The 23,002-nt window shown below is 65.9% G+C and carries 22 protein-coding genes and 1 pseudogene; 11 read left to right on the top strand and 12 right to left on the bottom strand.

Features of this window, described 5'->3' with window-relative positions:
• Positions 1-33: 33 nt before the first annotated feature.
• Both VFW69_RS17520 and VFW69_RS17515 read right to left on the bottom strand, forming a co-directional pair.
• Positions 34-756, bottom strand: a complete 723-nt coding sequence (locus tag VFW69_RS17520; protein WP_526502882.1) for a glycoside hydrolase domain-containing protein — start codon at positions 754-756, stop codon at positions 34-36.
• Positions 757-816: 60 nt separating this feature from the next.
• Positions 817-1,719: a MerR family transcriptional regulator gene (locus tag VFW69_RS17515; RefSeq protein WP_526502880.1), complete on the bottom strand. Its 903-nt coding sequence runs from the start codon at positions 1,717-1,719 to the stop codon at positions 817-819.
• Positions 1,720-1,759: 40 nt separating this feature from the next.
• Between VFW69_RS17515 and VFW69_RS17510 the strand changes: the two genes are divergently transcribed.
• The gene (locus VFW69_RS17510; RefSeq protein ID WP_526502878.1) at positions 1,760-2,911 is read left to right on the top strand and encodes an aromatic ring-hydroxylating oxygenase subunit alpha; all 1,152 of its coding nucleotides are present in this window, start codon (positions 1,760-1,762) and stop codon (positions 2,909-2,911) included.
• On the opposite strand, the gene VFW69_RS17505 is transcribed toward VFW69_RS17510, so the two are convergent.
• Complete coding sequence (locus tag VFW69_RS17505) at positions 2,894-4,243, bottom strand: lipocalin-like domain-containing protein (RefSeq protein WP_526502876.1); 1,350 nt, start codon at positions 4,241-4,243, stop codon at positions 2,894-2,896. The genes VFW69_RS17510 and VFW69_RS17505 overlap by 18 nt on opposite strands.
• Before the next feature lie 82 nt (positions 4,244-4,325).
• On the opposite strand from VFW69_RS17505, the gene VFW69_RS17500 reads away from it, so the two are divergent.
• A complete protein-coding gene (locus VFW69_RS17500) occupies positions 4,326-5,792 on the top strand; it encodes an aldehyde dehydrogenase (protein ID WP_526502874.1) in 1,467 nt (488 codons plus the stop codon).
• Here the strand turns inward: VFW69_RS17500 and VFW69_RS17495 are convergent.
• From VFW69_RS17495 to VFW69_RS17470, 6 genes are all read right to left on the bottom strand, one after another.
• On the bottom strand, positions 5,787-6,317 hold the full coding sequence (locus VFW69_RS17495) for a maleylpyruvate isomerase family mycothiol-dependent enzyme (protein ID WP_526502872.1): 531 nt from the start codon (positions 6,315-6,317) through the stop codon (positions 5,787-5,789). The two genes, VFW69_RS17500 and VFW69_RS17495, sit on opposite strands and share 6 nt — an antisense overlap.
• Entirely contained in the window at positions 6,310-6,771 is a 462-nt protein-coding gene (locus VFW69_RS17490; protein WP_526502870.1) for a MaoC/PaaZ C-terminal domain-containing protein, read from the bottom strand. Before VFW69_RS17490 ends, VFW69_RS17495 begins: the two co-directional genes overlap by 8 nt.
• Positions 6,768-7,298: a MaoC family dehydratase gene (locus tag VFW69_RS17485; protein WP_526502868.1), complete on the bottom strand. Its 531-nt coding sequence runs from the start codon at positions 7,296-7,298 to the stop codon at positions 6,768-6,770. The genes VFW69_RS17490 and VFW69_RS17485 overlap by 4 nt, the downstream gene beginning before the upstream one ends.
• A gap of 13 nt (positions 7,299-7,311) precedes the next feature.
• Positions 7,312-7,737 (bottom strand): nuclear transport factor 2 family protein, encoded by a 426-nt coding sequence (locus VFW69_RS17480; RefSeq protein ID WP_526502866.1) that lies wholly within the window; start codon positions 7,735-7,737, stop codon positions 7,312-7,314.
• A gap of 92 nt (positions 7,738-7,829) precedes the next feature.
• Complete coding sequence (locus VFW69_RS17475; RefSeq protein WP_526502864.1) at positions 7,830-9,416, bottom strand: AMP-binding protein; 1,587 nt, start codon at positions 9,414-9,416, stop codon at positions 7,830-7,832.
• A gap of 17 nt (positions 9,417-9,433) precedes the next feature.
• The gene (locus VFW69_RS17470) at positions 9,434-10,543 is read right to left on the bottom strand and encodes an aromatic ring-hydroxylating oxygenase subunit alpha (RefSeq protein WP_526502862.1); all 1,110 of its coding nucleotides are present in this window, start codon (positions 10,541-10,543) and stop codon (positions 9,434-9,436) included.
• 93 nt (positions 10,544-10,636) lie between these two features.
• Here VFW69_RS17470 and VFW69_RS17465 point away from each other — a divergent pair, with 93 nt between their 5' ends.
• Complete coding sequence (locus tag VFW69_RS17465) at positions 10,637-11,935, top strand: cytochrome P450 (RefSeq protein ID WP_526502860.1); 1,299 nt, start codon at positions 10,637-10,639, stop codon at positions 11,933-11,935.
• Between the two features lie 108 nt (positions 11,936-12,043).
• Here VFW69_RS17465 and VFW69_RS17460 read toward each other — a convergent pair whose 3' ends face one another.
• Positions 12,044-12,235 (bottom strand): ferredoxin, encoded by a 192-nt coding sequence (locus VFW69_RS17460; RefSeq protein ID WP_067127944.1) that lies wholly within the window; start codon positions 12,233-12,235, stop codon positions 12,044-12,046.
• A gap of 17 nt (positions 12,236-12,252) precedes the next feature.
• Positions 12,253-14,646, bottom strand: a complete 2,394-nt coding sequence (locus tag VFW69_RS17455; RefSeq protein ID WP_526502857.1) for a CaiB/BaiF CoA-transferase family protein — start codon at positions 14,644-14,646, stop codon at positions 12,253-12,255.
• 94 nt (positions 14,647-14,740) lie between these two features.
• On the opposite strand from VFW69_RS17455, the gene VFW69_RS17450 reads away from it, so the two are divergent.
• Together VFW69_RS17450 and VFW69_RS17445 are read left to right on the top strand one after the other, a co-directional pair.
• Positions 14,741-15,562 carry a FadR/GntR family transcriptional regulator gene (locus VFW69_RS17450; protein ID WP_526502855.1) on the top strand — a complete coding sequence of 274 codons (822 nt, stop codon included), beginning with the start codon at positions 14,741-14,743 and terminating at the stop codon, positions 15,560-15,562.
• Positions 15,563-15,581: 19 nt separating this feature from the next.
• Positions 15,582-16,298, top strand: a complete 717-nt coding sequence (locus VFW69_RS17445) for an SDR family oxidoreductase (RefSeq protein WP_526502853.1) — start codon at positions 15,582-15,584, stop codon at positions 16,296-16,298.
• Positions 16,299-16,301: 3 nt separating this feature from the next.
• On the opposite strand, the gene VFW69_RS17440 is transcribed toward VFW69_RS17445, so the two are convergent.
• Positions 16,302-17,162 carry an LLM class flavin-dependent oxidoreductase gene (locus tag VFW69_RS17440; RefSeq protein ID WP_526502851.1) on the bottom strand — a complete coding sequence of 287 codons (861 nt, stop codon included), beginning with the start codon at positions 17,160-17,162 and terminating at the stop codon, positions 16,302-16,304.
• Between the two features lie 76 nt (positions 17,163-17,238).
• On the opposite strand from VFW69_RS17440, the gene VFW69_RS17435 reads away from it, so the two are divergent.
• The 6 genes and pseudogenes from VFW69_RS17435 (at position 17,239) to VFW69_RS17410 (ending at position 23,000) form a co-directional block, all read left to right on the top strand.
• Positions 17,239-18,309 carry an acyl-CoA dehydrogenase family protein gene (locus VFW69_RS17435; RefSeq protein ID WP_526502849.1) on the top strand — a complete coding sequence of 357 codons (1,071 nt, stop codon included), beginning with the start codon at positions 17,239-17,241 and terminating at the stop codon, positions 18,307-18,309.
• Positions 18,306-18,929 (top strand): annotated as a pseudogene (locus tag VFW69_RS17430) (acyl-CoA dehydrogenase family protein); the annotation flags it as partial. The gene VFW69_RS17435 and the pseudogene VFW69_RS17430, both read left to right, overlap by 4 nt.
• A gap of 15 nt (positions 18,930-18,944) precedes the next feature.
• Complete coding sequence (locus tag VFW69_RS17425) at positions 18,945-19,412, top strand: acyl-CoA dehydrogenase family protein (protein ID WP_526502888.1); 468 nt, start codon at positions 18,945-18,947, stop codon at positions 19,410-19,412.
• Positions 19,409-20,566 carry an acyl-CoA dehydrogenase family protein gene (locus VFW69_RS17420; protein WP_526502847.1) on the top strand — a complete coding sequence of 386 codons (1,158 nt, stop codon included), beginning with the start codon at positions 19,409-19,411 and terminating at the stop codon, positions 20,564-20,566. The genes VFW69_RS17425 and VFW69_RS17420 overlap by 4 nt, the downstream gene beginning before the upstream one ends.
• Complete coding sequence (locus tag VFW69_RS17415; RefSeq protein WP_526502845.1) at positions 20,563-21,498, top strand: acyl-CoA dehydrogenase family protein; 936 nt, start codon at positions 20,563-20,565, stop codon at positions 21,496-21,498. The genes VFW69_RS17420 and VFW69_RS17415 overlap by 4 nt, the downstream gene beginning before the upstream one ends.
• Complete coding sequence (locus VFW69_RS17410; protein ID WP_526502843.1) at positions 21,495-23,000, top strand: class I adenylate-forming enzyme family protein; 1,506 nt, start codon at positions 21,495-21,497, stop codon at positions 22,998-23,000. Before VFW69_RS17415 ends, VFW69_RS17410 begins: the two co-directional genes overlap by 4 nt.
• Positions 23,001-23,002: the final 2 nt, after the last annotated feature.

Raw genomic sequence — 23,002 nt, 5'->3', positions numbered from 1 at the left:
AGTCTCGGCGGGGCCGGGCGGCGGTATCGGGCATTAAGCCCACTGGCCGAATTGGGGCTTGAGGATCTCGTTGATGTCCACGCCGACCCCTCCGACGCTGCGTTTGTCGATTTCAACCTGGTGCAGATTGGCCGCCGGGTGGGCGTATCCCTTGGGCGAACCCCAATTGTGCTGCCAGAAGTAGGAGCCCAATCCGTCGTGCAGCGCCCAGTCGATGGTTTTCGAATTGGCGTACACGCCTGTGCGCTGATGGCCGACTACCGATTCCCACGAACGCAGGTAGGGCGCCACCTGGCTTTTGTACTGCTCGTAGGAGGGATCGTCGTCGATCGAGGCGTAGATGGGTGCGCTGGCGGGCCCGCCGGCCGCGGCGTGTAGCTGCATCCCCCGCTGCGCGTGCTGCAGGCCGGCGTTGGCACCGCCCAGCCAGTCCGCGGTGCTGGCCTTGCCGTACTGGTAGCAGGACACGATCTTGAGCCCGCTGCTGTTGAGGTCGCGCGCTTCGCCGACCTGGATCGGCTTGCCGAGCATCCAGTTGCCGCCGGGGCGCCGGTCCGATACATACCGAATCGACCCCACGGCCCCCGCGGCCCGGATCTGGCTGGCCGGAATGACCCCGGCCGCATAGTCCAGCAGTGTGCCGAGCGACGCCGATGCCGTCGGCGCGCTCAGCGACGCGCCCGCCACGCCCAGGCCGAGCAGGGCCGGGGCCGCGGCCGCGAATTTGAGCAGATCGCGTCGCGAAACGGATGACACAAGCCACAGAGTACGACAAAAACCCCGTATGACACATTGGTCACACTGGTCACATGTGCGTCACGGTGCCGCATCGTTCGTTTGAACGGGGTGGCGCGCGGGCAGCACGATGACGCTCACGGCTTCCAATCCGCGGCGACTGGTCTCCCGAGCGATCTCCTCGATGAAGTGAGCGGCCGCCGGGCTGATTGACCCCGCCCAGGCGCGAAATCCCTGCACGATCACCGGGTCCCGCTCCAAGAGCGGTTGCACGCCCCGCAGCACGCCGACCACGTCGTCCGGCAGGGGGTCTGCCAACTGCTGGTCGATCCAGCAGCGGGCGAGTTCTCGTGCCGCAGCATCGTCTTCGCCCAACGCGATGACGTCGGCGGCCAGGTTGCGCAACCGATCGAACAGCATGTCGTGGCCCGGGGTGTCGGCCAGTTGCGACAGCAGGGTGCTGGCCGCGGACGGCAGCACCATTTGCCCGAACAAAGCGGGAACCGGTAGGTCCCACTCGTCGAACAAGTCGGCGTACATCGCGGCGACGGGCGCCGACAGCGGGGCGCTGAGCCGCCCGATCACACCGATGCTGTCGCGGTGCGTGGTGGCCAACCGGTGCAGGATGTGTTCGTTGAGGTCCGCGTCGCCGCACTCGGTGGCGGCACGGGCTTGGTCCAGGGCTTCGATCAGTTGGTCGAGCCGCTCCCGTTGCTGCATCAGCAGCGCGCGGTGCTCGTCGAGCAGGCCGGCCAGCGTGCTGTGTCCGCCTTCGATCAACCGATGAATGTCGTTGATACCGACGCCGAGGCTTCGCATCAGGTCGATCCGCAATAAGTCGAGGACTTGCTCGACGCCGAAGACCCGGTAGCCGTTGGACAGGTGTTGCGCGTGCAGCAATCCAATTTTCTCGTAATGGCGAATACGGCCGGAAGCGATGCCGGTCAAGGCGGTGACGTCGCCGATCAGCAACTGCTCAGCCACCCCTTGACCTTACAACTGTCACAAGGTCTGTACTGGTCAGATGGAACACGACCAGCTCATCGACCTGACGCGGCGCGCGTTGAAGTTGGCGCGGGACAAGACGACCGATCTCGCTCCGGCCCAGCATACGGTCGACGCGCGTGACTACACGGGTGTCGAGCGGCACAACCGGGATCGGGCCATGCTGCTGGCCAGTCCGCAGTTGGTCGGCTACGTCTCGGAACTTCCCGCCCCGGGTGCGTATTGCACCAAGACGGTGATGGGGCGGTCCATCCTGCTGACCAGAACATCAGAGGGAACGGTGAAGGCGTTCAACAACGTGTGCCTGCACCGCCAGTCGCAGGTGGCGACGGGATGCGGCACCGCCAAGCGGTTCACCTGCCCCTACCACGCCTGGACATACGACAACTCCGGGCGCTTGGTGGCAGTTCCGGGGCGCGAAGGGTTCCCAGAAGTGACCGTCAAGTCCGATGGCCTGACCGAACTCCCGGCCACCGAATTCGCTGGATTCCTTTGGGTGGCATTGGATCCCGGGGCCACGTTGGACGTGGCGGGACACTTGGGCCCGCTCGCCGAGGAACTCGACTCGTGGGGCATCGGGCATTGGTCCCCGCTGGGCGAGAAGGTGTTGGACTGCCCCATCAACTGGAAACTGGCGATCGACACCTTCGCCGAGAACTACCATTTCGCTACCGTCCATCAGCAGACTTTTGCCACCATCGCACGCAGTAACTGCACGGTGTTCGACTCCTACGGGCCGCACCACCGGCTTATCTTCCCGCTCAACACCATCCTGGAGCTCGACGATGTGCCCGAGGATCAGTGGAATCCGTTCCACAACATGGTGGTGATCTATGCGTTGTTCCCCAACATCGTGCTGTCGGTGACCATCGCCAACGGCGAGCTCTTCCGGGTCTACCCCGGCGATCGGCCCGGTAGGTCAATCACCGTCCACCAGAACGCAACACCGCAGGACCTCGCCGATGAGTCGGTGGCCGCCGGTGCCCAAGCCGTCTTCGAATATGCGCACGCCACGGTGCGCGACGAGGACTACCGACTGGTCGAGGGGCTGCAAGCAAATCTCGAGTCCGGAGTGCGCGACCACTTGGTGTTCGGCCGCAACGAGCCTGGGTTGCAGCACCGCCATATCACGTGGGCCCGGTCGCTTTCGCGGTCAGCTGACGTCGGCTGACAGGACCGCGATCAGATCGTCGAGAAGCGTTGCCAGCATGTCGTTTTCGACAGGCGCAGAGCTGAACAGCAGCTCAACGGCATCCTTGCGCCGGCCGGCCGCCACCATCGGCACGACCTGATCCACTATGGCCTGCAATTCGGGCTCCGGCGGTGCCAGGCTCTCGACGGTAGTGGACAGCACATCGACGAGTTCCCAATCCCGGTACAGCGCCAGCGAGCGTTCATTGAACGCGAATCCCGTCACCGGTTTCCCCCACATGGTCCCGTGGTAGCGATAGGGGCCCTCCATGTACTCGATCGGCAGGCCGTGTGCCGGGGCCGCCACCAGTGGCTCTCCGATGAGGTCCAGTTGCAATGTGGGACAGCTGATCCGGTGCCGGTCGGGCATGTACCGGGCCGGTGCGAGAGGGGGCACCAGGGGCCGTATGGCCTCTGGCCACCGCACGTAGCTGCTGATCGTGACCTCGATGTCTTCGGCACATTCCGGCGCGATGGCGGGGTCCGGGTGGCTTGTCGTGACACCGGTGAACGGCTGCAGCGCATTGCCATCTGCGCGGTCGAACTGGCGCCAGATGCTCAGGTCGATCCCGTTGTCGAAGTTGATCGTGCGCCATTCGTGTGACCTGGCCCGCGGGTCTCCCCCGGCTCCCCCGCCGCCTGCGTACGTGGGGAACCACTGCCGATCGACATGCCCACTGGTGCCGGAAACCTGCTGAATCACGTCTCCCCAGCGCAGGGTGCCGGTCATCGCCATGCCGGTCTGGAAATAGGAGTAGGTGTCGCTTTGACCGAAGCAGACGATCTTTCCGTTGTAAGTCGATGCGCCCACCGGTGTCGGTGCGCGCGTTGGGGTTACGGCCAGATCCAGTCGCATGGGCCGTCCGGACTGATCCTTTCCGACCAGGCTGACCCGGTAGGTGTAGGGCAGCAGTTCGCCATCGTCGTTGCGGCCGGTCGTCCACGACGCGGTTCCCGCGCTGCTGTGGTAGTTGATGTCGAGATGGCCCGACGCCATCGTCAGCTTGCGCTGGGCGCCGGGCTCCATATTGGCCGGCGGCATGTCGTAATCGGTGAAGGTGCCGTAATCGCCGGTGTCGAGGTCGAACAGCGCCATCGTGTAGAAGTCCGCGACGACCGTTCCCCCGGGCATGTTCTTGTTGAAGATGGTCAGGAAGGCGAACGATCGATCGGTCTCGGCGGCGTCAAGCTGACCGGCGATGAACCAGGTGTCCGACTCCTGGTCGGGGTGTTCGCCTTCGGCGGCGGGGAACTCCAGCTGGCCGTCGCCGGGCACCAACTGAAACGGGTAACTGCGCCAATCGCTGGTCATATAGGGCCTCGCTGCTTTTTTCGCTATGTTAGCGTGAATAGCGAAAATGCGGCCACGGTCCATCCCCTGAGGAAGTGCCCCGATGACAGAGACTTCCGGCCATCGCTCCTATGACGAACTGTTCATCGGGGGCCAGTGGCGCAAGCCCGCCAATCCCCAGCAGCTCGCCGTGATCTCGCCGCACTCCGAAGAGCCGGTCGGGCATGTCCAAGTCGCCGGCCCCGAGGACGTAGAGGCCGCCGTCGCCGCCGCACGGCAGGCGTTCGATCACGGTCCGTGGCCACGGATGAGCCATGCCGACCGGATGGCCAAGGTCGAACAGCTCGCCGGGATCTATGCCGGCCACGCCGACGAGATGGCCGATCTCATCACCGACGAGATGGGGTCGCCGCGCAGCTTCAGCCGGATGGGCCAGGGGGCGGCTGCCGTAGCGCTGATCCACCTCTCGCTGGCCGCCGCCCGCGAGTTCCCGTGGGAGGAACGCCGCCAGGGTGTGCTCGGCGAAGTACATCTGCGCAGGGCCCCGGTCGGGGTGGTCGGGGCGATTGTGCCGTGGAATGTGCCGCAGTTTTTGATCATGCCCAAGCTGATCCCGGCGCTGATCGCGGGCTGCACCGTCATCATCAAGCCTGCGCCCGAAACCCCGTTGGACGCTTTGTGGTTGGCCGAGATGATCGAGCAGATCGGGCTGCCGGAAGGCGTGGTGTCGGTGCTGCCCGGAGGGCCCGAGATCGGTGAGGCTCTGGTGCGTCATCCCGGGGTGGACAAAGTCGCGTTCACCGGGTCCAGTGCCGTCGGCCGCCGGATCGCCGCCCTGTGCGGCGAGCAGCTCAAACGGGTGAGCCTGGAGCTGGGCGGCAAGTCCGCGGCGATCATTCTCGACGACGCCGACATCGGTAAGACGGTGGCCGGCCTGAAGTCCGCCGGGCTGATGAACAACGGCCAGGCCTGCGTCGCGCAGACCCGGATTCTGGTCAGCGATCATAAACATGACGAGGTCGTCGACGCGCTGGCCGACATGATGTCCACGCTGAATGTCGGCGACCCGGCCGACGAGTCGACGGACATCGGACCGCTTGTGGCCCAACGACAACAGCGCCGCGTCCAGGACTACATCAAGTCGGGCCGCAGCGAAGGCGCCCGCGTTGTGCTCGGTGGCGAACAGAGCCTCGCCGACCGCGGCTGGTACGTGCAGCCGACGCTGTTCACCGACGCCACCAACGACATGCGCATCGCCCGGGAGGAGATTTTCGGTCCGGTGCTGACCGTGCTTCGCTACCGTAACGAGGACGACGCGGTTCGCATCGCCAACGAGACCGACTACGGGCTGGCGGGTTCGGTGTGGACCGCCGACATCCAACGCGGCCTGGACGTCGCAGCCGCCGTCCGCACGGGAACCTATGGCATCAACATGTACACCCTGGACATCGGCGCACCGTTCGGCGGCTTCAAGCAGTCCGGCATCGGGCGCGAGTTCGGGCCCGAGGGGCTACACGAGTACGTGGAGCTGCAGACGCTGATATGCAAAGGCGAGCTGCCGCCCCTATAGAATTCCCGGTCTCCACAACGGGTCGCGGCCAAGCCGTGCTAAAAGCTTTACCTGCGGACCGGTTTCGTCGCCGATCGTGACCGGCGAACCGAACATCCCGGACGCGGCCAGGCCCTGCGGATCCTCCGGTAGGCCGGCGTAGAACAGTTCACACCACGTGGGGTCAAGGCCGTCGTCGGCGCCCACCGCGCGGGCGAGGTCCCAGGTATGCACCAGGACATCACGGGTGAGGTTCGGCATCAACCGGTACTTAGCGAGCTGAGTCGCTTCGCCGGATCCAAAGGCCTTCGTCAACGAGTCATAGGTGAGTTGCCACCGTGCCCCAGGGTCGTCGCGTGGCCGCTCGGGCTTCAATCCCAAGGGACGCAACAGAAGAACGTCATGAAACCCGATCACGTGCTCGAGCACTCCCCGGGCGTCCCACGCATCACACGGTGATGGACGGTCCCACTTGCCGTTCGCCGCGGCAACCGCCGCACCGAAGCGACGGCACACCGCCAAGTGCAATTCGCCGACGTCATCCATCGCCGTCGCGCGGGGACTCGGGCACCTTTAAGGTCAGCTCGACCGGACAGCACAGCGCGCCATGCTGATTGGTCACCTGGATTTCGACGTCGACCAGGCAGCGCGGCGGGTCCACCGAGGTGTCCCGCCGCTTGCCCACGGCCCGGCCCCGGCCGATGATCGTGTCGCCGGCATACACCGACCCGGCGAGCCGCATGGATCGCCGCACAACGCGGGAGCGCGGGCCCGCCCAGTCCGTCGCGACGCGGTCGGCGAATCCGGCCAGGTGCATCGTGTTGACGTAGATCGTCGGGTTGCCTTGAGCCTGAGCGTATTCCGGATCGAAATGGCCCGGAAAATAGTCCCATGTCGCTCCGGCATTCTCCACCACCCGCTGGTAGCTGATGTGGTCGATCACCTCGGGCAGGTCGACGGGGACGGTGATCTGGTGCCAGTCCAGGCCGTCGCCGCTCACGTGGACGCTCCTGGAGTGAACCGGAATAAGGTATTGCGACAGGTGGCCACCACGGTCCCGTCCTGGCGGCGATAGGTTTCCAGCGTCTCCACGAAATGCCCGACGCCTAGCCGCGTCCGCTTTTCCGGTGACACCGAAACCAGCTCGTCGACGACGGTTAAGACGTCGCCTTCGACGATGGGCAGTGGAAACTCAACCTCGTTGGCCGCGTTGATGAATGTGGTACCGGGCAGCGGCACCCGCAGGGCGATCAACGAAGCCGCCCTCCGACCTCCAGGTTGCCATGGCGGTGCGATCAGCCAGCCCATCAACAGCGCCGGCGGGGCCAGCAGGCCTCCCCAGTGCAGCCGGGCGAATTCGGAATCCCAATACGAGCGGTTCCCGTCGCGGACCATCGCGGCGAACAGCTGGATGCGTGCGGCGCTTACGGCGGTGGCGGCGGTGCGGGGCTCGCCTTTCGCACCGACCATCCGCAGTGCATCGTCGTACGTGCCGAAGGCCAGCCGCTGACCGAAATCCTGATCCACTAATCGGCGCCGCTCACATGACGAGCGGGTGTCGACTCGGGACCGAATCCCATTGCAACGTGCGGGAAGTGAAATACCAGCCACCCCGCTCGTAGATCAGCGTGTCACGGAATATCCCGGTGGCCCGCAGCACGGTGTCGCCATACATGGCGGCGAAAAGCACGGCGACACAATGCTGAGTCGCGTTGACCCCGTCGACACCAATCTCGTGATCGACCGTGACCAGCCGCTGGCCATCGCCACCGTCGAAGGCCGAGCGCAGGTCGTTGAACAACTCACCGTCGCGGGTGTAGCTCGCTCCGGAATGGCGGAAGGTGGAGATCCAGCGGTCGCGGTCGCCATCCGAAAAGGCCCGATTATGCCGGGCATTCAGATCCAGGATGGCGCCGCGTCCGGTGGCGGCTTGGAGCATTTGCTGTTCCTGATAAGTCATGGTCATCGCTTTCCAGCCTCTCTCGGAAATAACGGCCAACAATGGGCTGGCGGGAACACTAAGGCAACTTACCGACTACTACGTGACATTAATGGAGCCTAACGGCTGACGACATACCCCCTACTTTCACGATCCCACGCTCCCGGATTGACGCCCCGTTCGCGCAATAAGTCTTTACGTATCCGGCCGATCACATTCTTCGGGAGTTCGCTAACGGTCTCCACGAATCGCGGCACGCAGAAGTAGGGCATGCGCGCCGCGCAGAAGTCGAGCAACTGCGCGAAATCCAGTGTGGCGCCCGGCTGCAACGTGATGACGACCAGGACGTCGTCCTCCCCCAACTCGCTGGGCACACCGACCGCGGCGGCCTCCGCCACCGCCGGATGGCACATGACAACGCTCTCCACTTCGACCGAAGAGATGTTTTCACCGCGGCGGCGCAACGCATCCTTGATCCGGTCCACGTACGTCAGATTCTGATCGCGATCGAGGCTCCCGAGATCGCCGGTCCGAAACCATTCCGGATGCGGCTTTATCCGCGAATCCCCGCCGACGTAGCCTTCGCTCATCACGTGTGGATGCCTGGGCCGACAGGCGATCTCACCCACGGTGTCGGTGGGCAGTGGGTCTCCTTGCTCGTCGACGATCCGCACTTCGAAATCGGGATTGGACCGTCCCGAGGTTCCGGGAACCCCGGTGTCGGCCAGCGCCTTCACCGCGATGGGAAACGCCTCGGTGAGCCCGTACATCGTGACGATGCGACAGCCGTAACGCTTCTCGATGTCGCGGTAGCAGTTCGCGTCGATCGGGGCGGCGGAGATGAACCGCAGCGGCAGCCGTGCGTCGTCCGGATCCGCAGGAAGATTCTGCAGCATCGAGACCATCGCCCCGGCGCCGGCGAATCCGATGGCACCGCGGGCGCGTATGTCATCCCACACCTCACCGGGGTGAAAAGCCCCGGCCAGCACCGTCGTCGCACCTACCAGCATCGGCGCCAATATGCTGGGCGCCGCGCTGAGGTGAAACAGCGGCATCGCCGTCCACAGCACCTCGCCCGCGCGAAATTCCCAGGCTGACGCGACGGTTGCGGCCACCGAAAACAGGTAGTGCCATGTGGTGGCGACCGCTTTGGACGGGCCGGTGGTGCCTGACGTGTAGAACAAGCAGCCAAGGTCGCTCGCCCGCCCGGGGCCGTCGGTCACTGGACCTTCGGTGTTCTGACTCAGCGTCGCGGTCAGTGAATCATCCTGCACCACAATGCTTGTCAGAGTGTCTACAGCGTCGGCGACCTCGACGGCACGGGGTTGGCGTTCGGCGTCGGTCAGCATCACCTTGGCCTGTGACAGCCGAAGGGCGTGCAGGAGGAAGTCGCCCTTGTTCGCGGCATTGACCGCGGCGCTCACCGCCCCGATCCGTGCGGCGCCCAGCCAGAAGTACACCCACTCCGGACACGTGCCGGTGAACAACGCGACGCGGTCACCTTGCCCGACACCCAAGTCGATCAACAGGTTTGCCGCCGCGCAGGACCGCTGGCGCATCTGCTCAAAGGTCACGTCGACACCGGCGATCGACATCATCACCCGATCGGGGTACTGCTGCGCGCGGCGATCGAGCACGGCCGGGACGGTGAAACGGTCGACGCCGAAATCGGAGGGCTGCGCGGGCCCGCTGCGGTCAGCGCACATCAGGCTGTCGGCTCTGATCAAGCTTTGGCGGCCGCGGGGTCGGGCTCGCCGTCGGCGCTGTAACCGAAGTCGGAGGGCGACGGCTGCTCGCCCGGGTAGAAGCGGTGCGCCCAGCGGCGCAGCGCCGCGTAATCGTGCGCCTCTTCGGGAGCCAGATTCGGCTTCTCCAGGTATTTCATATTCTCCCAGGTGAAAAAGTCCTGTTTGATGACCTCTTGCTGGAGGTCGAGGAACCGGGCGGCACGTCCGGTGGGCACGTCACCGCCGTCGCCGGGTTCACGCACGGAAGCCTGGGTGTAGAAGTAGTCGGTGTAATCCTCGTCGACCGGCGTCTGGCCGGTGACCTGCACCGTAGCCACCAGTTCGCTGGGAAAACGCACCACGCCCAGACCCAGCGAGTAGTTGTCGTAAATGATCTTGGCGTCCACCGGACCGTTCGGGGTCAGCCACGTCTGCGCCCGGCCCCCGCCGAAATGGGCGTTGACGGTGGCATGCAGGTGATACCCGGCCACCTCGAATGACGCCGTGGTGGCCGGATTGGCGGCCTTGTGCACGTACTGCACGTGGTAGGGGTCAGCCGCATTTTCGATGATCATCTGCGGATGCACCTTGACCCGGTTGAGCATCTGGGTGTGCGGGTGCAGCGGGTAGTACTCGTTGGTTTCCAATTCCGGCAGCACCGGCGGCTGCCAGTACGGCGCCCGGCCGTGCCGCTCGTGCCAGGCCAGGATGAAGCCGTACCACTCCATGCTCGGATAGGTCCGGATGCGGACGTTGTTCTTGCAGCCGATCTTGCTGTAAGGAATCAGCGCATTGGTGCCGTCGCCGCGCCACTGCCAGCCGTGCCACGGACAGACGATGTTCTCGCCTTCCACGGTGCCACCGACCCCGAGGTTCGCGCCGAGGTGCTGGCAGTAGGCCTCCATCACGTGGACCTGGCCCGACTGGGTGCGGAACAGCACTAACTCCTCACCGAAGTAGTGCGCGCGCCTGACCTGGCCGGGAGCCAGATCGGTTCCGAAGGCGACGATGAACCAGCCCGTCGGGAAACGGTAGGTCGACAGCGCGATGCCGGCCTGCCCGAACTCACGTTCTGAAGGGTCTGATTCTGGAATCGTATTCGTCACGAGCACTCCGTTTCCCACGCGGCCGGGCGCAATCGGGCCGCTCTCACCTCACCGCGTTTCGACGACTAAAGTCTATTTTTACTATTTTAGACATTGAACGTCAACGCGGCGCCGGCCGGCCGTCGCGGGGCACCTGAGCCAATGGGGGTTCGCATGACGGCTGCTGCAGTGGACCTATCCGATTTCGCCTTGTGGCGTAACGGTTTTCCCGACGAGCTATTCGCCGAGCTGCGGCGCAGCAGGCCGCTTTTTCGGCACGACCTGACCCCGGGTGTCGCCGAGACCGTCCAGCGTCAATTCTGGGTCGCCACCAAACACCGGCACGCGGTCCGCCTGCACCGCGATACCGAGTCGTTCACCGCGGCCGACGGCCCACTCATTCAGCCGGTTGCCATGTTCTCGTCGTTCCCGACGATCATCACGTTGGACCCGCCGGACCTGAACAAGCGCCGAAAGCTGATCTCCAACGCCTTCAACCCGCGCGCGATCGCCAAGCTGGAGAACGGCATCCGGGCGCGTGCGGCGCGAATGATCGACGGCCTGCTCGCGCACGGTGGTGGGGACTGGATCGAGGACGTCGCCGACGCGTTGCCGATGTCGGTCATCGGCGACATCATCGGCATCCCGGAGGAGGACCGGCCGCGAATATTCGACATCTTCGACCGCATCTTGAAGGCGCTTGCGCCCGAGGCGGGCCCGAGCGGTCAGGTGGAACTCGAGCTCTTTGGCTCGGTCTTCGAATACGCGATGGAGCTCACCGCCGAAAAGCGGCGCAGTCCCACAGACGACATCTGGAGCACGCTGGCCTCCGCGGTGATCACCGGTGACGACGGCGAGCAGTTCAGCCTGCCCGAAAACGAACTCGAGTTCTTCTTCTTCGTGCTGGCGTTCGCCGGCAGCGACACCACCAAGAACGCACTGGCCATCGGGCTACAGGCGTTCGTCGCCAATCCCGAGCAGGTGGAACGGTATCGCGAGCGGGAAGACCTGCGGGCGGGCGCAGTCGAGGAGGTGTTGCGCTGGGCGTCGCCGGTGGCGTACTGGACGCGCACCGCAAAGGTGGACGTCGAGATGGACGGCCACCACATCGCCAAGGGCGAACGCGTGGTGTCCACCCTTCGTTCGGCCAACCGCGACGAGGAGGTCTTCGAGTCACCGTTCACTTTCGACATCGGCCGAGCGCCCAACCCCCACGTGGCGTTCGGGGGCGGCGGACCGCACCACTGCCTGGGCGCGATGCTGGCCCGGGCGGAACTCCGCGCGGTCCTCGATGAACTGTTGTTGCGCTGCGCTGATATCGAGATCGGTCCGGCGAAGGTGGCCCATCCGAATCTGGCCACCAACATGTCGATCTACGACGAGATGGCCGTGAAGCTGACCGAGCGGCGCTAAGACAGCGGCACGGACCGACCACTACGTGGGTTTCATTCGCGATAGCGCCGGTGCTAGCGCGCATGAAACCCACCTAATGGTGGGCAAGCAAGTGGCACCCGTGCCGAGTCAGTCCTGCAACCGCAACGCGGCCTTGGGACATTGGTCCACCGCGGCGCGCACGTCGATTTCCAGGCGCGGCGGCACGGGGCCGTCCGCGATCTGCACCACATCGGCGTCGCCCAGCTCGAATACTTCCGGCGCAAGCGATTCGCAGAAACCGTTGGCTTCACACAAGTTCTCGTCGACCGTTACGCGCATGGATTGCCCTCCACTTCTCACAGGCCCTTGGGTCGGGTCCCGGTCACCCCGCCGGTCGCGAGGCGTGTCAGTTCTTCGTCGGTCAGCCCGCACCGATCGCGCAGGACCTCCTCATTGTGCTCGCCCAACTTCGGCGGGGGCCGCAGCAGCCACTTGTCCTGACCGGCGAGCCGGGCGAACGGGGGGCAGGGGTACAGGCCGAGTCCGGTACTCGCGTGATGCAGCGCCTCGAAAAAGCCGCGCTCGCGCAGTTGTGGGTTATCTGTGACCAGCGACGGCGACACCACCGGAGCCGCGGGAACACCGGCACCGGCCAACCGCTCCACTGTCGGGGCGAGTGGCTGCCCGGCGAACCAAGCCGCCAGCCTGCGATCGATTTCGTCGGCTCGACTGTGGCGCCCGGCGATGGTGGAGAGCTCCTCGTCGTCACACCAAGCTGGTCGCTGCATCAGGTCCACCAGCGCCCGCCACTGCGCGTCGTCTCGAACGGTGATCGCGATCCAGTCGTCCGATCCCGCGCACCGGTAGATGTTCTGGATGGCCGCGCTGTGACCGCGGTTGCCGCGACGGCTCAGCGTCACCCCGAAAACTTCGGACTCGATCGCCTGGATCGCGGTGGCGTTGAGCACGGTTTCGAGCATCGGCAGCTCGACCAGTTGACCCGTCCCGGTGCGTTCGGCGAAGTTGAGCGCGGCCAGCACGGCGAACGCGGCGTGCACACCGGCCAGCGGGTCGCAGGCCCCACGCGGCGTCACCGGCGGGGCCTCCGGCAGACCGGTCACCCAGGCCAGGCCGGCGATCTGTTCCATGGTGGGGGCGAACCCGACGCGTTCCCGCCACGGCCCTTCGACGCCGAACGCGGGCATCCGGGCGAACACCAGTTTCGGGTTCACCTTGCGCAGCACGTCGTCGGTGAGCCCGAATTGCTCCATCACCCGCGGCGAGAAGTTCTCGATCACGACGTCGGCGCCGGCGACCAGCTCGGTGAACAGACGGCGTCCCTGCTCGGATCCCAAATCCAGTGTCACCGAACGCTTGTTGGTGTTCATCGCGTGGAACACCCAGCCGTACTCCCACCAGTCGTCCACGTCGCTGCGCATCCCGCCCGAGTATCGGATGCCGTCGGGACGCTGTATCGACTCGATCTTGACGACGTCGGCGCCGAAGGCGGCCAGCAGATGTGTCGCCGCGGGGCCGGCCCAGAATGCGGTGAGGTCGACGATGCGCACACCGGCCAACGGTAGCCCGTCCGGCGCCGGTCCAGCATCGGGTTCCGCACGGCGCCAAGGGGATTCGTCGTCAGCCTCACCGAGAAGTGGCGTGTCATCCACCGGTGCGGGCGCACACACCGCCATCAGCCAGGGCGGCCGGGGCTGATCGAACCCGGCGGGGTTGCGGGTGAAGACCTCGCGCTCGCGCACGTATTCCAGCTCCCGGATGGTGGAGCCGTTGCCCAGCGCGGCGATCGGCAGCCGGAACAGTTGTCCGAGTTCCACGATTTCCGCGACGGTCCGTTCGGCCAGCCACGGGTGGATCTGCTCGCGGATCAGGTCGCGGTATTGCCACCGGCCGATTTGAAACCGCAGCTGTTCAATCTCCTCTAGTTGCGGACATTCGACCATCGCGGCGAAGTCGAGCCACTGCTGACCGGTGACCATGGTGATCCCGACGTAGCCGTCCTTGGCGGGTTCGATCGACGGCACCTCGGTGGTGCGGCTGATCGGCGGGACGCGCAGCAGCTGCGAATGCAGCCATTCGCTGCTCTGCATCGTGGTGATCGCCTCCAGCATGGACAGGTCCAGGTGTTCGCCGGGCCCGTCGTGCTCGACGCGGCGGCGCAGCGCCAGTACGCCGAACGCGGCGAACACGCCACCCATGTACTCGCCGAGATCACCACCGATGGAGATCGGCGGCCCGGCGGGGTCGCCGCGGAAGCCGGGCGAACCCGCCCATGCCTGCAAGGTGAACTCGGTGGCTGCCCGGTCTGCGTAGGGTCCGGTCCAGCCGAAGTCGGAGATGGTGACGATGATCGCCCGCGGCGAGTGGTCCAGCAGTTGTTGCGGGTCGACGCTCAGCGCCGCGGCGCGCGCCCGCCCGGCGGTCACAACGACGACGTCGGCGCCGGCCAATTCGTCGCGGTAGCGCTGTGAGTCTGCAGCGAAAGTCATGCTGCGCTTGCCCGCGTTGAGGAAGCTGAAAAACGGTGCGCTGTGTTCCTGGGGGATCGAGGAACCACTGGCGGAATACCGTCGTAACCAATCCCCTTGCTGCGGCTCGATTTTGTGCACCTGCGCGCCGGCGTCGCGCAGCAGCTTCCCGCAATAGCTGCCCGCTATCCGGTCACTGATCTCGACGACACGCAAATCGTGTAGCGGTGTCGGCCGGCTTTCGGACCGCTCGCTCAAGTGCACCCGCCCTTCCGATCGACAAGCGACCAGAGAAGCTATTTATATCATTACTGCTAAAATAGCTAAGCCAGCGAGTTGCATGTGTTTCGAGGATCGGATGACCGCCTTGGGAATTGGCCCCGACGCCCGGCGCCGGTTGTCGGCGCCGCGGATCGCCGAAATCGTAGCCGACGAGTTGCGCCGTCAGATCATCGACGGCGAGCTCGCCGACGGTGATCTCTTGCCGCGCCAAGAGGTGCTCGTCGAACAGTTCAACGTGAGCTTGGTCTCCCTGCGCGAAGCCCTGCGGATCCTGGAGACCGAAGGCCTGGTTTCGGTGCGGCGCGGCAACCGTGGTGGTGCCGTCGTCCACGCCCCGGCGAAGACCAGCGCCGCCTACATGCTCGGGTTGTTGCTGCAGAGCGAGTGCGTCGAGGTCGCCGACCTCGGCATGGCCTTGCAGGAACTCGAGCCCGCCTGCGCCGCCCTGGCCGCCCGCCGACCGGACCGGGCGGACACGCTGGTGCCGGAGCTGACGCGGATCAATGAGTCAATGGCCGAAAACCTGGACGACGGACGGCTTTTCACTGAGATCGGACGTGAGTTCCATGACCTGGTCGTGCGCGGCTGCGGCAATCACACGATCATCGCGGTCGTCGGGAGCCTGGAGACATTGTGGAGCAGTCACGAACGGCAGTGGGCCGACGAGAGTGCGTCGCGTGGCACCTACCCGTCGCTCGCCCAGCGCCGCGCGGTGCTCAACACACATGTCAAGCTGACCGAGACGATCGCGGAGGGCAACGTCGACCGGGCCCGCCGCATCGCGGGTCGCCATCTGGCCGACACGCAGACCTACGTCCTCTCCGGTCAGCACGATCAACGCATCTATGCGCTCTCCCCGCAGGCGTTGTCGCGGCCGCGAGATATTCGGCACTCCTGACGAGCGGCCTGCAACGGTCATGCGAACCGCATTAGTCACCGGCGGAAGCGGCGGGATCGGAAAAGGATGTGCCCGCAAGCTGGTTGAGCGCGGTTATGACGTGGTGCTCTCGGCGCGCCGCGAGGCCCCGTTACGCTCAGCCGCCGAGGAGATCGGCGCCCGCCACATCGTGGCCGACGCGTCTGATCCCATCGGATTCGCCTCTGCGATAAGCACATTGGAGACAATCGACCTCGTGGTTCATGCGGCCGGCGCGCTCGGCGGCACCTACGCGCGCAAGCAGACCTTCGAGCAGTGGCAAGTCATCATGTCGGCCAACCTGGATTCGTGCTTCGTGGTGACCTCTGCGGTGCTGCCGAAAATGACAGCGGGCTCGCGGCTGGTGTTCATTTCGTCATCGGCGGCACACGAGCCGATGCCGGCCCGCACCGCGTACTCCGCCTCGAAAGCCGGCATGAATGCGTTCGCTCGAGCCTTAGCCCTCGAAGTCGACCGCGACGGCATCAGCGTGCACATCGTCACCCCGGGACCCGTGGCCACCGAGATGCTGCAGGACGTCCCCTTCGAGATGTACGCGATCGGAGTGTCGGACGTCGCCGAGACGGTTGCCTGGTTGGACACCGTCGACTCGTCGGTCGATCTGCCGGAGATCCGGCTGTCGGCCGTAAAGCGCGGCCCCTTTGCGCGACCGCCGGTCGTTCCCACTGAAGCCCGGCGCCGCGCGCAACGAGGCTGAGGTCTACGGCGCCGGGAAGGCTTTGATCACCGATTCGCCGAACTCGTGCAGGGAGTCCGGTGCGGCGAAGTCGGCGAACCACACGTAGAACCGCTCGACCCGCTGGGCGGCCAAACCACTGAAGTGCCCGATCAGCTCGTCGGCATCGCCGCAGACCAGCCCGGACCCGAGGTTGCCGAATCGCCGGGCGCTCACTTCGCGCACGGTGTCCGGATCACTGCCCGATCGCACCAAGCCCACCATCTGCTGGATCGACATCCGAGCTGTCCCCGCCGCCGGGGCGAGCTTCGACAGCCTGTCGAGCTGGTTCGCCGGCAGATTCCACCAATCCGCGTATCTGCGAACGAGTTCCATCATCTTGGGTCCGCTCCCACCCAGAACCAGCGGTATCGGGTACGACCTACGCGGAGCTTGCGGAGCCGGGCCGGATTGCTGGTCGCCGTCGGCCCAGTACTGCCCGATCAGTTCCAGGTGGCGGCCGAGTTGCTCGACCCTGGCCCGCGGATCCTCTTGGCCGACATCGAATCTCGCGAATTCCGCGGGCCACGATCCCGCTCCCAGGCCGAGCTCGAACCTGCCCTCCGACGCCTCCGACAAGGTGACGGCCTGTTTGGCGAGCACGGCCGGATGCCGAAATGCGTCACACAGCACCAGATGACCGATCCGCAGCCGTTCGGTCTTGGCCGCCACCCAGGTGGCAATGCCCATTGCCTCCCAGATGCTTTCGTTGGGCAGCCCGGGGGCCTCGAGGTGATCGATGAAGGCGATCCCGTCGAAGCCGCTGGCCTCGGCGTGACGTGCCCGGTCCGCGATGTCGGCCGCCGACAATCTCACCTGCGGCAGGAACAGATACCACTCGGCCATGCGCCACCTATGCCTCGGGATCCGTGCGATTGCGACGGCACGGCTAGTTTATTATCTTTACTATGTTAGAGGTCTTATGGATGTCGGACTGAACTCGGAGCAGCTGTCGCTGCGCGACACCGTACGCGACATATTACGTGCGGAGTGCCCGCCCGACGCCGCGCGTCAAGCGATCACCGATCCCGACCGCTGGCGCACTCTGTGGAAGACCGTCGTCGACCTCGGCTGGACCGAGCTCGCCGCACCTGACACCGGCGACTACGGACCGGTCGAGCTGACCGTGGTTCTCGAGGAATGCGGCGCCGCCATCGCCCCAATTCCGTTGCTGGGCAGCGTCGGCCTGGCCGCGGGTGTGTTGCGCAACAGTGGGCTCGACTCAGTGCTGACCGACATTGCCGGTGGTGTCGTGGCCACCCTGGCCGTACACGCCAAAGGTGCGCGACTGCCCGGGGCTCCGATGACACTGTGTCAGGGACGGCTGCGCGGCGCGGCCGTTGCCGTCCCCAACCTGTCGCGCGCCGAACTCGTCGTGACGCTGGCTCGCTCCGATGACGGTGACACCGTGGCAGCGGTCGCTCGCTGCGGCGCCGGGGTCACCGTGGTGCCGGCGGCCGATTCCACCGATCCCGCGCAGCCGTTGGCCGGCGTCGAGATCGACACCGAGCCCATCGCGGTTGCACCGGTTGACCTCGAATCGGCACTGACGGCGCCCTGGGTGGCCTCGGCCGCCGACCTTCTCGGCGTGGCGAGCGCCGCGTTGCACCGCGCGGTCGAGTACGCGAAATCACGGCGCCAGTTCGGCCAGCCCATCGGCGCATTCCAGGGCATCAAACACGCGCTGGCCGACAACTACGTCAGCGTCGAACGCGCCCGCAGCCTGACCTACGCGGCGGCGGCCCGGCTCGCCGATCCGACCACGCCACCCGCCGAGGTGTGGACCGCCGCGGCGCTGGCCAAAGCGGCGGCCAACGACGCAGCGGTCGGTTGTGCGCGCACCGCGGTCCAGGTACACGGCGCCCTGGGTCAGACCTGGGAACACGACGCCCATCTCTATGTCAGGCGCGCCTGGCAGGGCGCCGCCATACTGGGTGACAGCCGCTCCCTGTATTACGAGGTGGGCCGGCGATTCTGTGGTGGTGCCACGTGAGCCCGGTGGTGGCGGAATTCGGCGCATGGCTGGCGGAGTTCCTGCCCGACGACTACTACGCGAACTATCGGCGGTACCGCTGGGATCTGGGATTGCGGCGCGAGTACCAGCGCGCCTCGTTCGAGGCCGGATGGTTGCAGCCGACCTGGCCCCGCGAGCACGGCGGTCGATCGCTGGGCTTGCGCGACGCGATGGAAGTCCGGATCGAGGCGGCACTGCGGTCTGCACCGAAGCTGCCCAATGTCCAGGGTCCCGGGGTGGCCGCGCCCGGCATTCGCCAGTTCGGCACGGCCGCCCAGATCGAGCGTCTGCTCGTTCCGCTGCTGCGCGGTGACGAGTGGTGGGCGCTGGGCATGTCCGAGCCCGAAGCGGGGTCGGATTTCGCCGGTCTGCGGACCCGCGCGGAGCGCGACGGCGACGTATTCCGGGTCAACGGCCACAAGATCTGGACCACCCAGGCACACGTGTCGCGGTGGTGCACCTTATATGCCCGCACGGATCCCGAAGCCTCGAAACACCGCGGTATCTCCTGCCTCATCCTCGATCTGCAATCGCCCGGAGTAAGGGTCGAGCCCATCCGGATGGCGTCGATCTCGGACGAAACGTTCTGTGAGGTCTTCCTCGACGACGTCGAGGTGCCTGCCGAAAATCTGCTGGGGCCGCTCAACGGCGGTTGGACTGTCGCCCTGTCGTCGCTGCACCATGAACGCCAGATGATCTGGATCATGAACTGGGTCGAGATCAAACGCGGACTCGATTCGGTGCGTGATGCCGGCGCGGCGGACTCGAGCCAGGACGTGTATGCCGAACTCGGTTCGCTGCTGGCGGACGCTGAAGCGTTGCGGGCCACCGGATATCGCGCTTTGGGCAATGAACTCGCGGGACGGTCCAGCCCGGAAGCCGACACCATGAAGCTACTCGGATCGCTTACCTTGCAGCGTGTTTGGGAACTGAGTGCGGCCGCCGCGGGCCCCGATTCGGCCACCGATCCGGATCTGCTGTTCGAACGTCAGGACGCGTTGGCCGCGACGATTTACGGCGGAACGTCGGAGGTTCAGCGCAACATCATCGCCGAGCGGCTGCTCGGGCTGCCGAAGGGATGACGACAATGGATTACGACCTCGGCGACGACGCCGGGCAACTGCGCAGCCATCTGCGCGAGCTGGTTGCCAACCACATCCCGGCCGACTTTTTGGGTGCCTGCACCGAGAACCCGCAGGACCTCGCCACCACCGAGACGTTCTGCAAATTGCTGGCGACGGAGGGGCTGCTGGCGCTGGCGTGGCCGAAAGAGCATGGCGGCGGCGGCGGTTCGGTCTGGCAGCAGACGGTGCTGCGCGAGGAGATGTGGGCCCAGCACGAGCCGCGCGGTCCGCAGTACATGGGTATCAACTGGGTAGGACCCGCGCTGATGCGGTATGGGACGGCCGAGCAGAAGACCAAGCACCTGGCGGCCATCGCCTCCGGAGATGTGATCTGGTGCCAGGGCTTTTCCGAGCCGGAGGCCGGAACCGACCTGGTGTCGTTGCGTACCCGCGCCGTTGCCGACGGTGACGGGTGGAGCATCACCGGCCAGAAGGTGTGGACATCGTACGCGCAGATGGCATCGTGGTGCGTGTTGGCGGCGTGCACCGATCCCAACGCTCCAAAACACAAGCGGCTCACCCTGTTTCTGATTCCGATGGACCGGGCCGGTTTCACCGTCCGACCGATCCCGTCGATGCTGGGACCGCACCACCTGAACGAGATGTTCCTGGACGACGTGCAGGCGTATCCCGGCGATGTGCTAGGCGAGGTCGGCGACGGATGGCGGGTGATGCGCGAAGCTCTGGCTTTCGAGCGAGTGGGCATCGCACGCTACGCGCGCTGTGAATCGCTGCTCGAACGGATGCGGGCCCAACTCGGCGACGACTGGGATCAACTGCCCGAAACGATCCGCACCCGATGGGTGAGGGCACTCGTGGACCTACGGGTCGCCCGATTGCTGGCGTATCGCGCCGTGTCACTGCAGGACGACCCGTCGGCGGGAGCGGCCGCCAGTGCCGCGCGCATCATCACCACGACGTGCGACCAACTCGTCGCCGAGCTGCTGTTCGACGTGCTGGGCCCGACGGCGCTGGACAGCGGAAGCTCCGCGGCACTGCACGGAGCCATCGAAGACCACTGGCGTTACGCGCAGGCGGCCACCGTCGCATCGGGCACTATCGAGGTGCAGCGCATGCTGGTGGCACGAGACGTATTGGGAGAACACAGGTGAAAACCGATCTACCACAAGATGTCAGCGACTTCGCCGCCGTCGCCGGCAAGCGGCTCACCCGATTGGGCGGACCACCGGCCGCGCTGCGCGCCGAGGCCGACGACGACATCCGGGATGCGGCGCGCGCGGCGCTGCTCGATGTCGGCGCGTTCGACCTCGACGTGCGCTCGGCGCCCGATGACCTCCTGGCCGCGGCCGTGCTCTGTCAGGCCGCCGGCGCCACGGTGCTTCCCTACCCATTGGTGGAGGAGCTGCTGGCGATTGATGGCGCGCGCCTGGCCCTGGTCAATCCGAAAGCCCCGCGCATCGACCACGGCGATCTCGCCGGTGACTGGGTAGCGGCGGACCTGGACGGAAATCGGTACCGGCCACAGCCGGCCTCGCGGACCGGCGCCAAGCTGGGGCCGTTCCTGGTCCCGGCCACCTTGAGCGCACCCGAGGGAACCGTGCCCGCCGCCGACGTTAACCTTCATCTCGTGCTGGGATCATGGCGGATTCTGGGAGCGGTGCAGCAATCGTTGCAGATTGTCACCGAGCATGTGCGCGCCCGGATTCAGTTCGGCAAGCCGCTCGCGGACTTTCAGGCGGTCAGGTTCGCCGTCGCCGATGCGGCCGTCGCGGTCCGCGGACTGCACGAACTCGCGAAGTACACCATTTGCCGCCCGGAATCACTTCCGGCGCAGATCCATTCGGCGGATGCCCTGATCCTTCGGCTCAAGGCCGCCGACACGGCACGACAGGTGATGCGGTCGTCCCACCAATTGCTCGGAGCCCTGGGCTTCTGCGACGAGTCCGACGTCAGCGTGCTCGATCGGCACACCCAACCGCTGATGCGATTGCCGCTGGGCACCGAGGAACTCGCCTTGCGGCTGATGCCCTGTGTGTCGGATGGGTCATTAGAGACGCTGTTCAGCGGCCCGGTATCGGCGTGACCGAATCCCCCGCGGCCGCGGTGACGCCCAACCCGTTCGACGAGGGAGTCCCATTCGCGACCAAGTTGCACGAGCTCGCTGAACAACGCCGCGACGATACAGGCGTCACCATTGTCGCACTCGATGGCGCCGCGGAGTCGCTGACTTTCGGCGAACTCGATGCCCGTGCCAACCAGTGGGGACGGGCGCTGGCCGGCCTGGGCGCGCAAACGGGTTCCCTGGTGGCACTGGGCATTCCGAACTCGCTACATCTGGTGCTGGCGACGCTGGGGTGCTGGAAGATCGGCGCAGTCCCCGTCCCGATGCACTGGGATCTTCCCGAGTGGGAGCGAGACCGGGTGCGCGAGGTGATCGACCCCGCCGTCGTGGTCGACGAAAGGACGCGTTGGGAGTTGGAGACTTGCGCGGCCGGCGAGTCCGCAAGCACGCTGCCCATCGCCGTTTCCCCTCACGTCAACGGCATCTGCAGCAGCGGTTCGACCGGCGTACCCAAAGTGATCCTCAGCTTGGCACCATCGCTGTGGACGCCTCAGCATGGGGAACCATTTCTATCGAACTGGACGTCGGTGGCGCAGCCGCAGACCATCATGGTGCCCGCACCCATGTATCACACCAACGGCTTTGCCACCTTCTTCTTCCTGCTGGCCGGCGACCACCTTGTCATACTCGAAAAGTTCGACGCCGCACTGGTGTTGGATGTGATCGAACGATTTCGGATCACTAACTTCACCGCCACGCCCACCATGCTGGCGCGCATCGCGGCCCGGCCGGACGTCCGGCAGCGAGACCTGTCCAGCGTCGTCTTCATCTTGCAGGGCGCCGCGGTGATGCCGCCGTCGCTGATGCACACCTGGTTCGAACTCCTAAGTCCGGAGCAGATCGTGTCGGCGTATGGCATGACCGAGAACCTCGGACTCACCGCGTTGCGCGGCGACGAGTGGCTCGCCCACCCGGGCAGTGTCGGCCGTGGTTTCCGGGATACCGAGATTCGCATTCTCGATGCCGAAGCGAAACCGCTTGGCCCCGGTGAACACGGCGAGATATACCTGCGCGCGCCGATGAGTGCGGGATCCCGCTATCTAGGGGGTGCGGCACCCCTGCCGTCCACCGAGGACGGCTTCCGCTCCGCCGGCGATATCGGCCACCTCGACGAGGACGGCTTCCTCTACATCGTTGACCGCCGCGTCGACATGATCGTTACCGGGGGCGCCAATGTCTTTCCGGCGGAGGTCGAGTCAGCGCTCGCGGGCCATCCGGGCATCGCCGATGTGGTGGTGATCGGGTTGGCCGACCCCCAGTGGGGGCGCCGAGTGCACGCGGTGATAGAGCTCGCCGACGCCCACGACGTCCCGCCGCTGACCGAACAGCAGGTCATCGAGTACGCCAAGAGCCGACTGGCCCCCTACAAGGCACCCAAGACCGTCGAGTTCGTCGACGCCATCCCGCGCACCGCGGCAACCAAGGTCAACCGCTCTGCGATGATCGCGGCTCGGGGCGGATGAGA

Source organism: Mycobacterium sp. (genome assembly GCF_036273375.1).
In the GTDB taxonomy this organism is placed as follows: domain Bacteria; phylum Actinomycetota; class Actinomycetes; order Mycobacteriales; family Mycobacteriaceae; genus Mycobacterium.
This window is presented reverse-complemented; position numbering and strand designations above follow the sequence as displayed.

Excerpts from the sequence above, each read along its gene's own strand:
- VFW69_RS17510 (WP_526502878.1), top strand. The coding sequence starts at position 1,760 with ATGGAACACGACCAGCTCATCGACCTGACGCGGCGCGCGTTGAAGTTG.
- VFW69_RS17505 (WP_526502876.1), bottom strand. The coding sequence starts at position 4,243 with ATGACCAGCGATTGGCGCAGTTACCCGTTTCAGTTGGTGCCCGGCGAC.
- VFW69_RS17500 (WP_526502874.1), top strand. The coding sequence starts at position 4,326 with ATGACAGAGACTTCCGGCCATCGCTCCTATGACGAACTGTTCATCGGG.
- VFW69_RS17495 (WP_526502872.1), bottom strand. The coding sequence starts at position 6,317 with ATGGATGACGTCGGCGAATTGCACTTGGCGGTGTGCCGTCGCTTCGGT.
- VFW69_RS17480 (WP_526502866.1), bottom strand. The coding sequence starts at position 7,737 with ATGACCATGACTTATCAGGAACAGCAAATGCTCCAAGCCGCCACCGGA.
- VFW69_RS17475 (WP_526502864.1), bottom strand. The coding sequence starts at position 9,416 with ATGTGCGCTGACCGCAGCGGGCCCGCGCAGCCCTCCGATTTCGGCGTC.
- VFW69_RS17460 (WP_067127944.1), bottom strand. The coding sequence starts at position 12,235 with ATGCGCGTAACGGTCGACGAGAACTTGTGTGAAGCCAACGGTTTCTGC.
- VFW69_RS17450 (WP_526502855.1), top strand. The coding sequence starts at position 14,741 with ATGACCGCCTTGGGAATTGGCCCCGACGCCCGGCGCCGGTTGTCGGCG.
- VFW69_RS17445 (WP_526502853.1), top strand. The coding sequence starts at position 15,582 with ATGCGAACCGCATTAGTCACCGGCGGAAGCGGCGGGATCGGAAAAGGA.
- VFW69_RS17440 (WP_526502851.1), bottom strand. The coding sequence starts at position 17,162 with ATGGCCGAGTGGTATCTGTTCCTGCCGCAGGTGAGATTGTCGGCGGCC.
- VFW69_RS17435 (WP_526502849.1), top strand. The coding sequence starts at position 17,239 with ATGGATGTCGGACTGAACTCGGAGCAGCTGTCGCTGCGCGACACCGTA.
- VFW69_RS17420 (WP_526502847.1), top strand. The coding sequence starts at position 19,409 with ATGACGACAATGGATTACGACCTCGGCGACGACGCCGGGCAACTGCGC.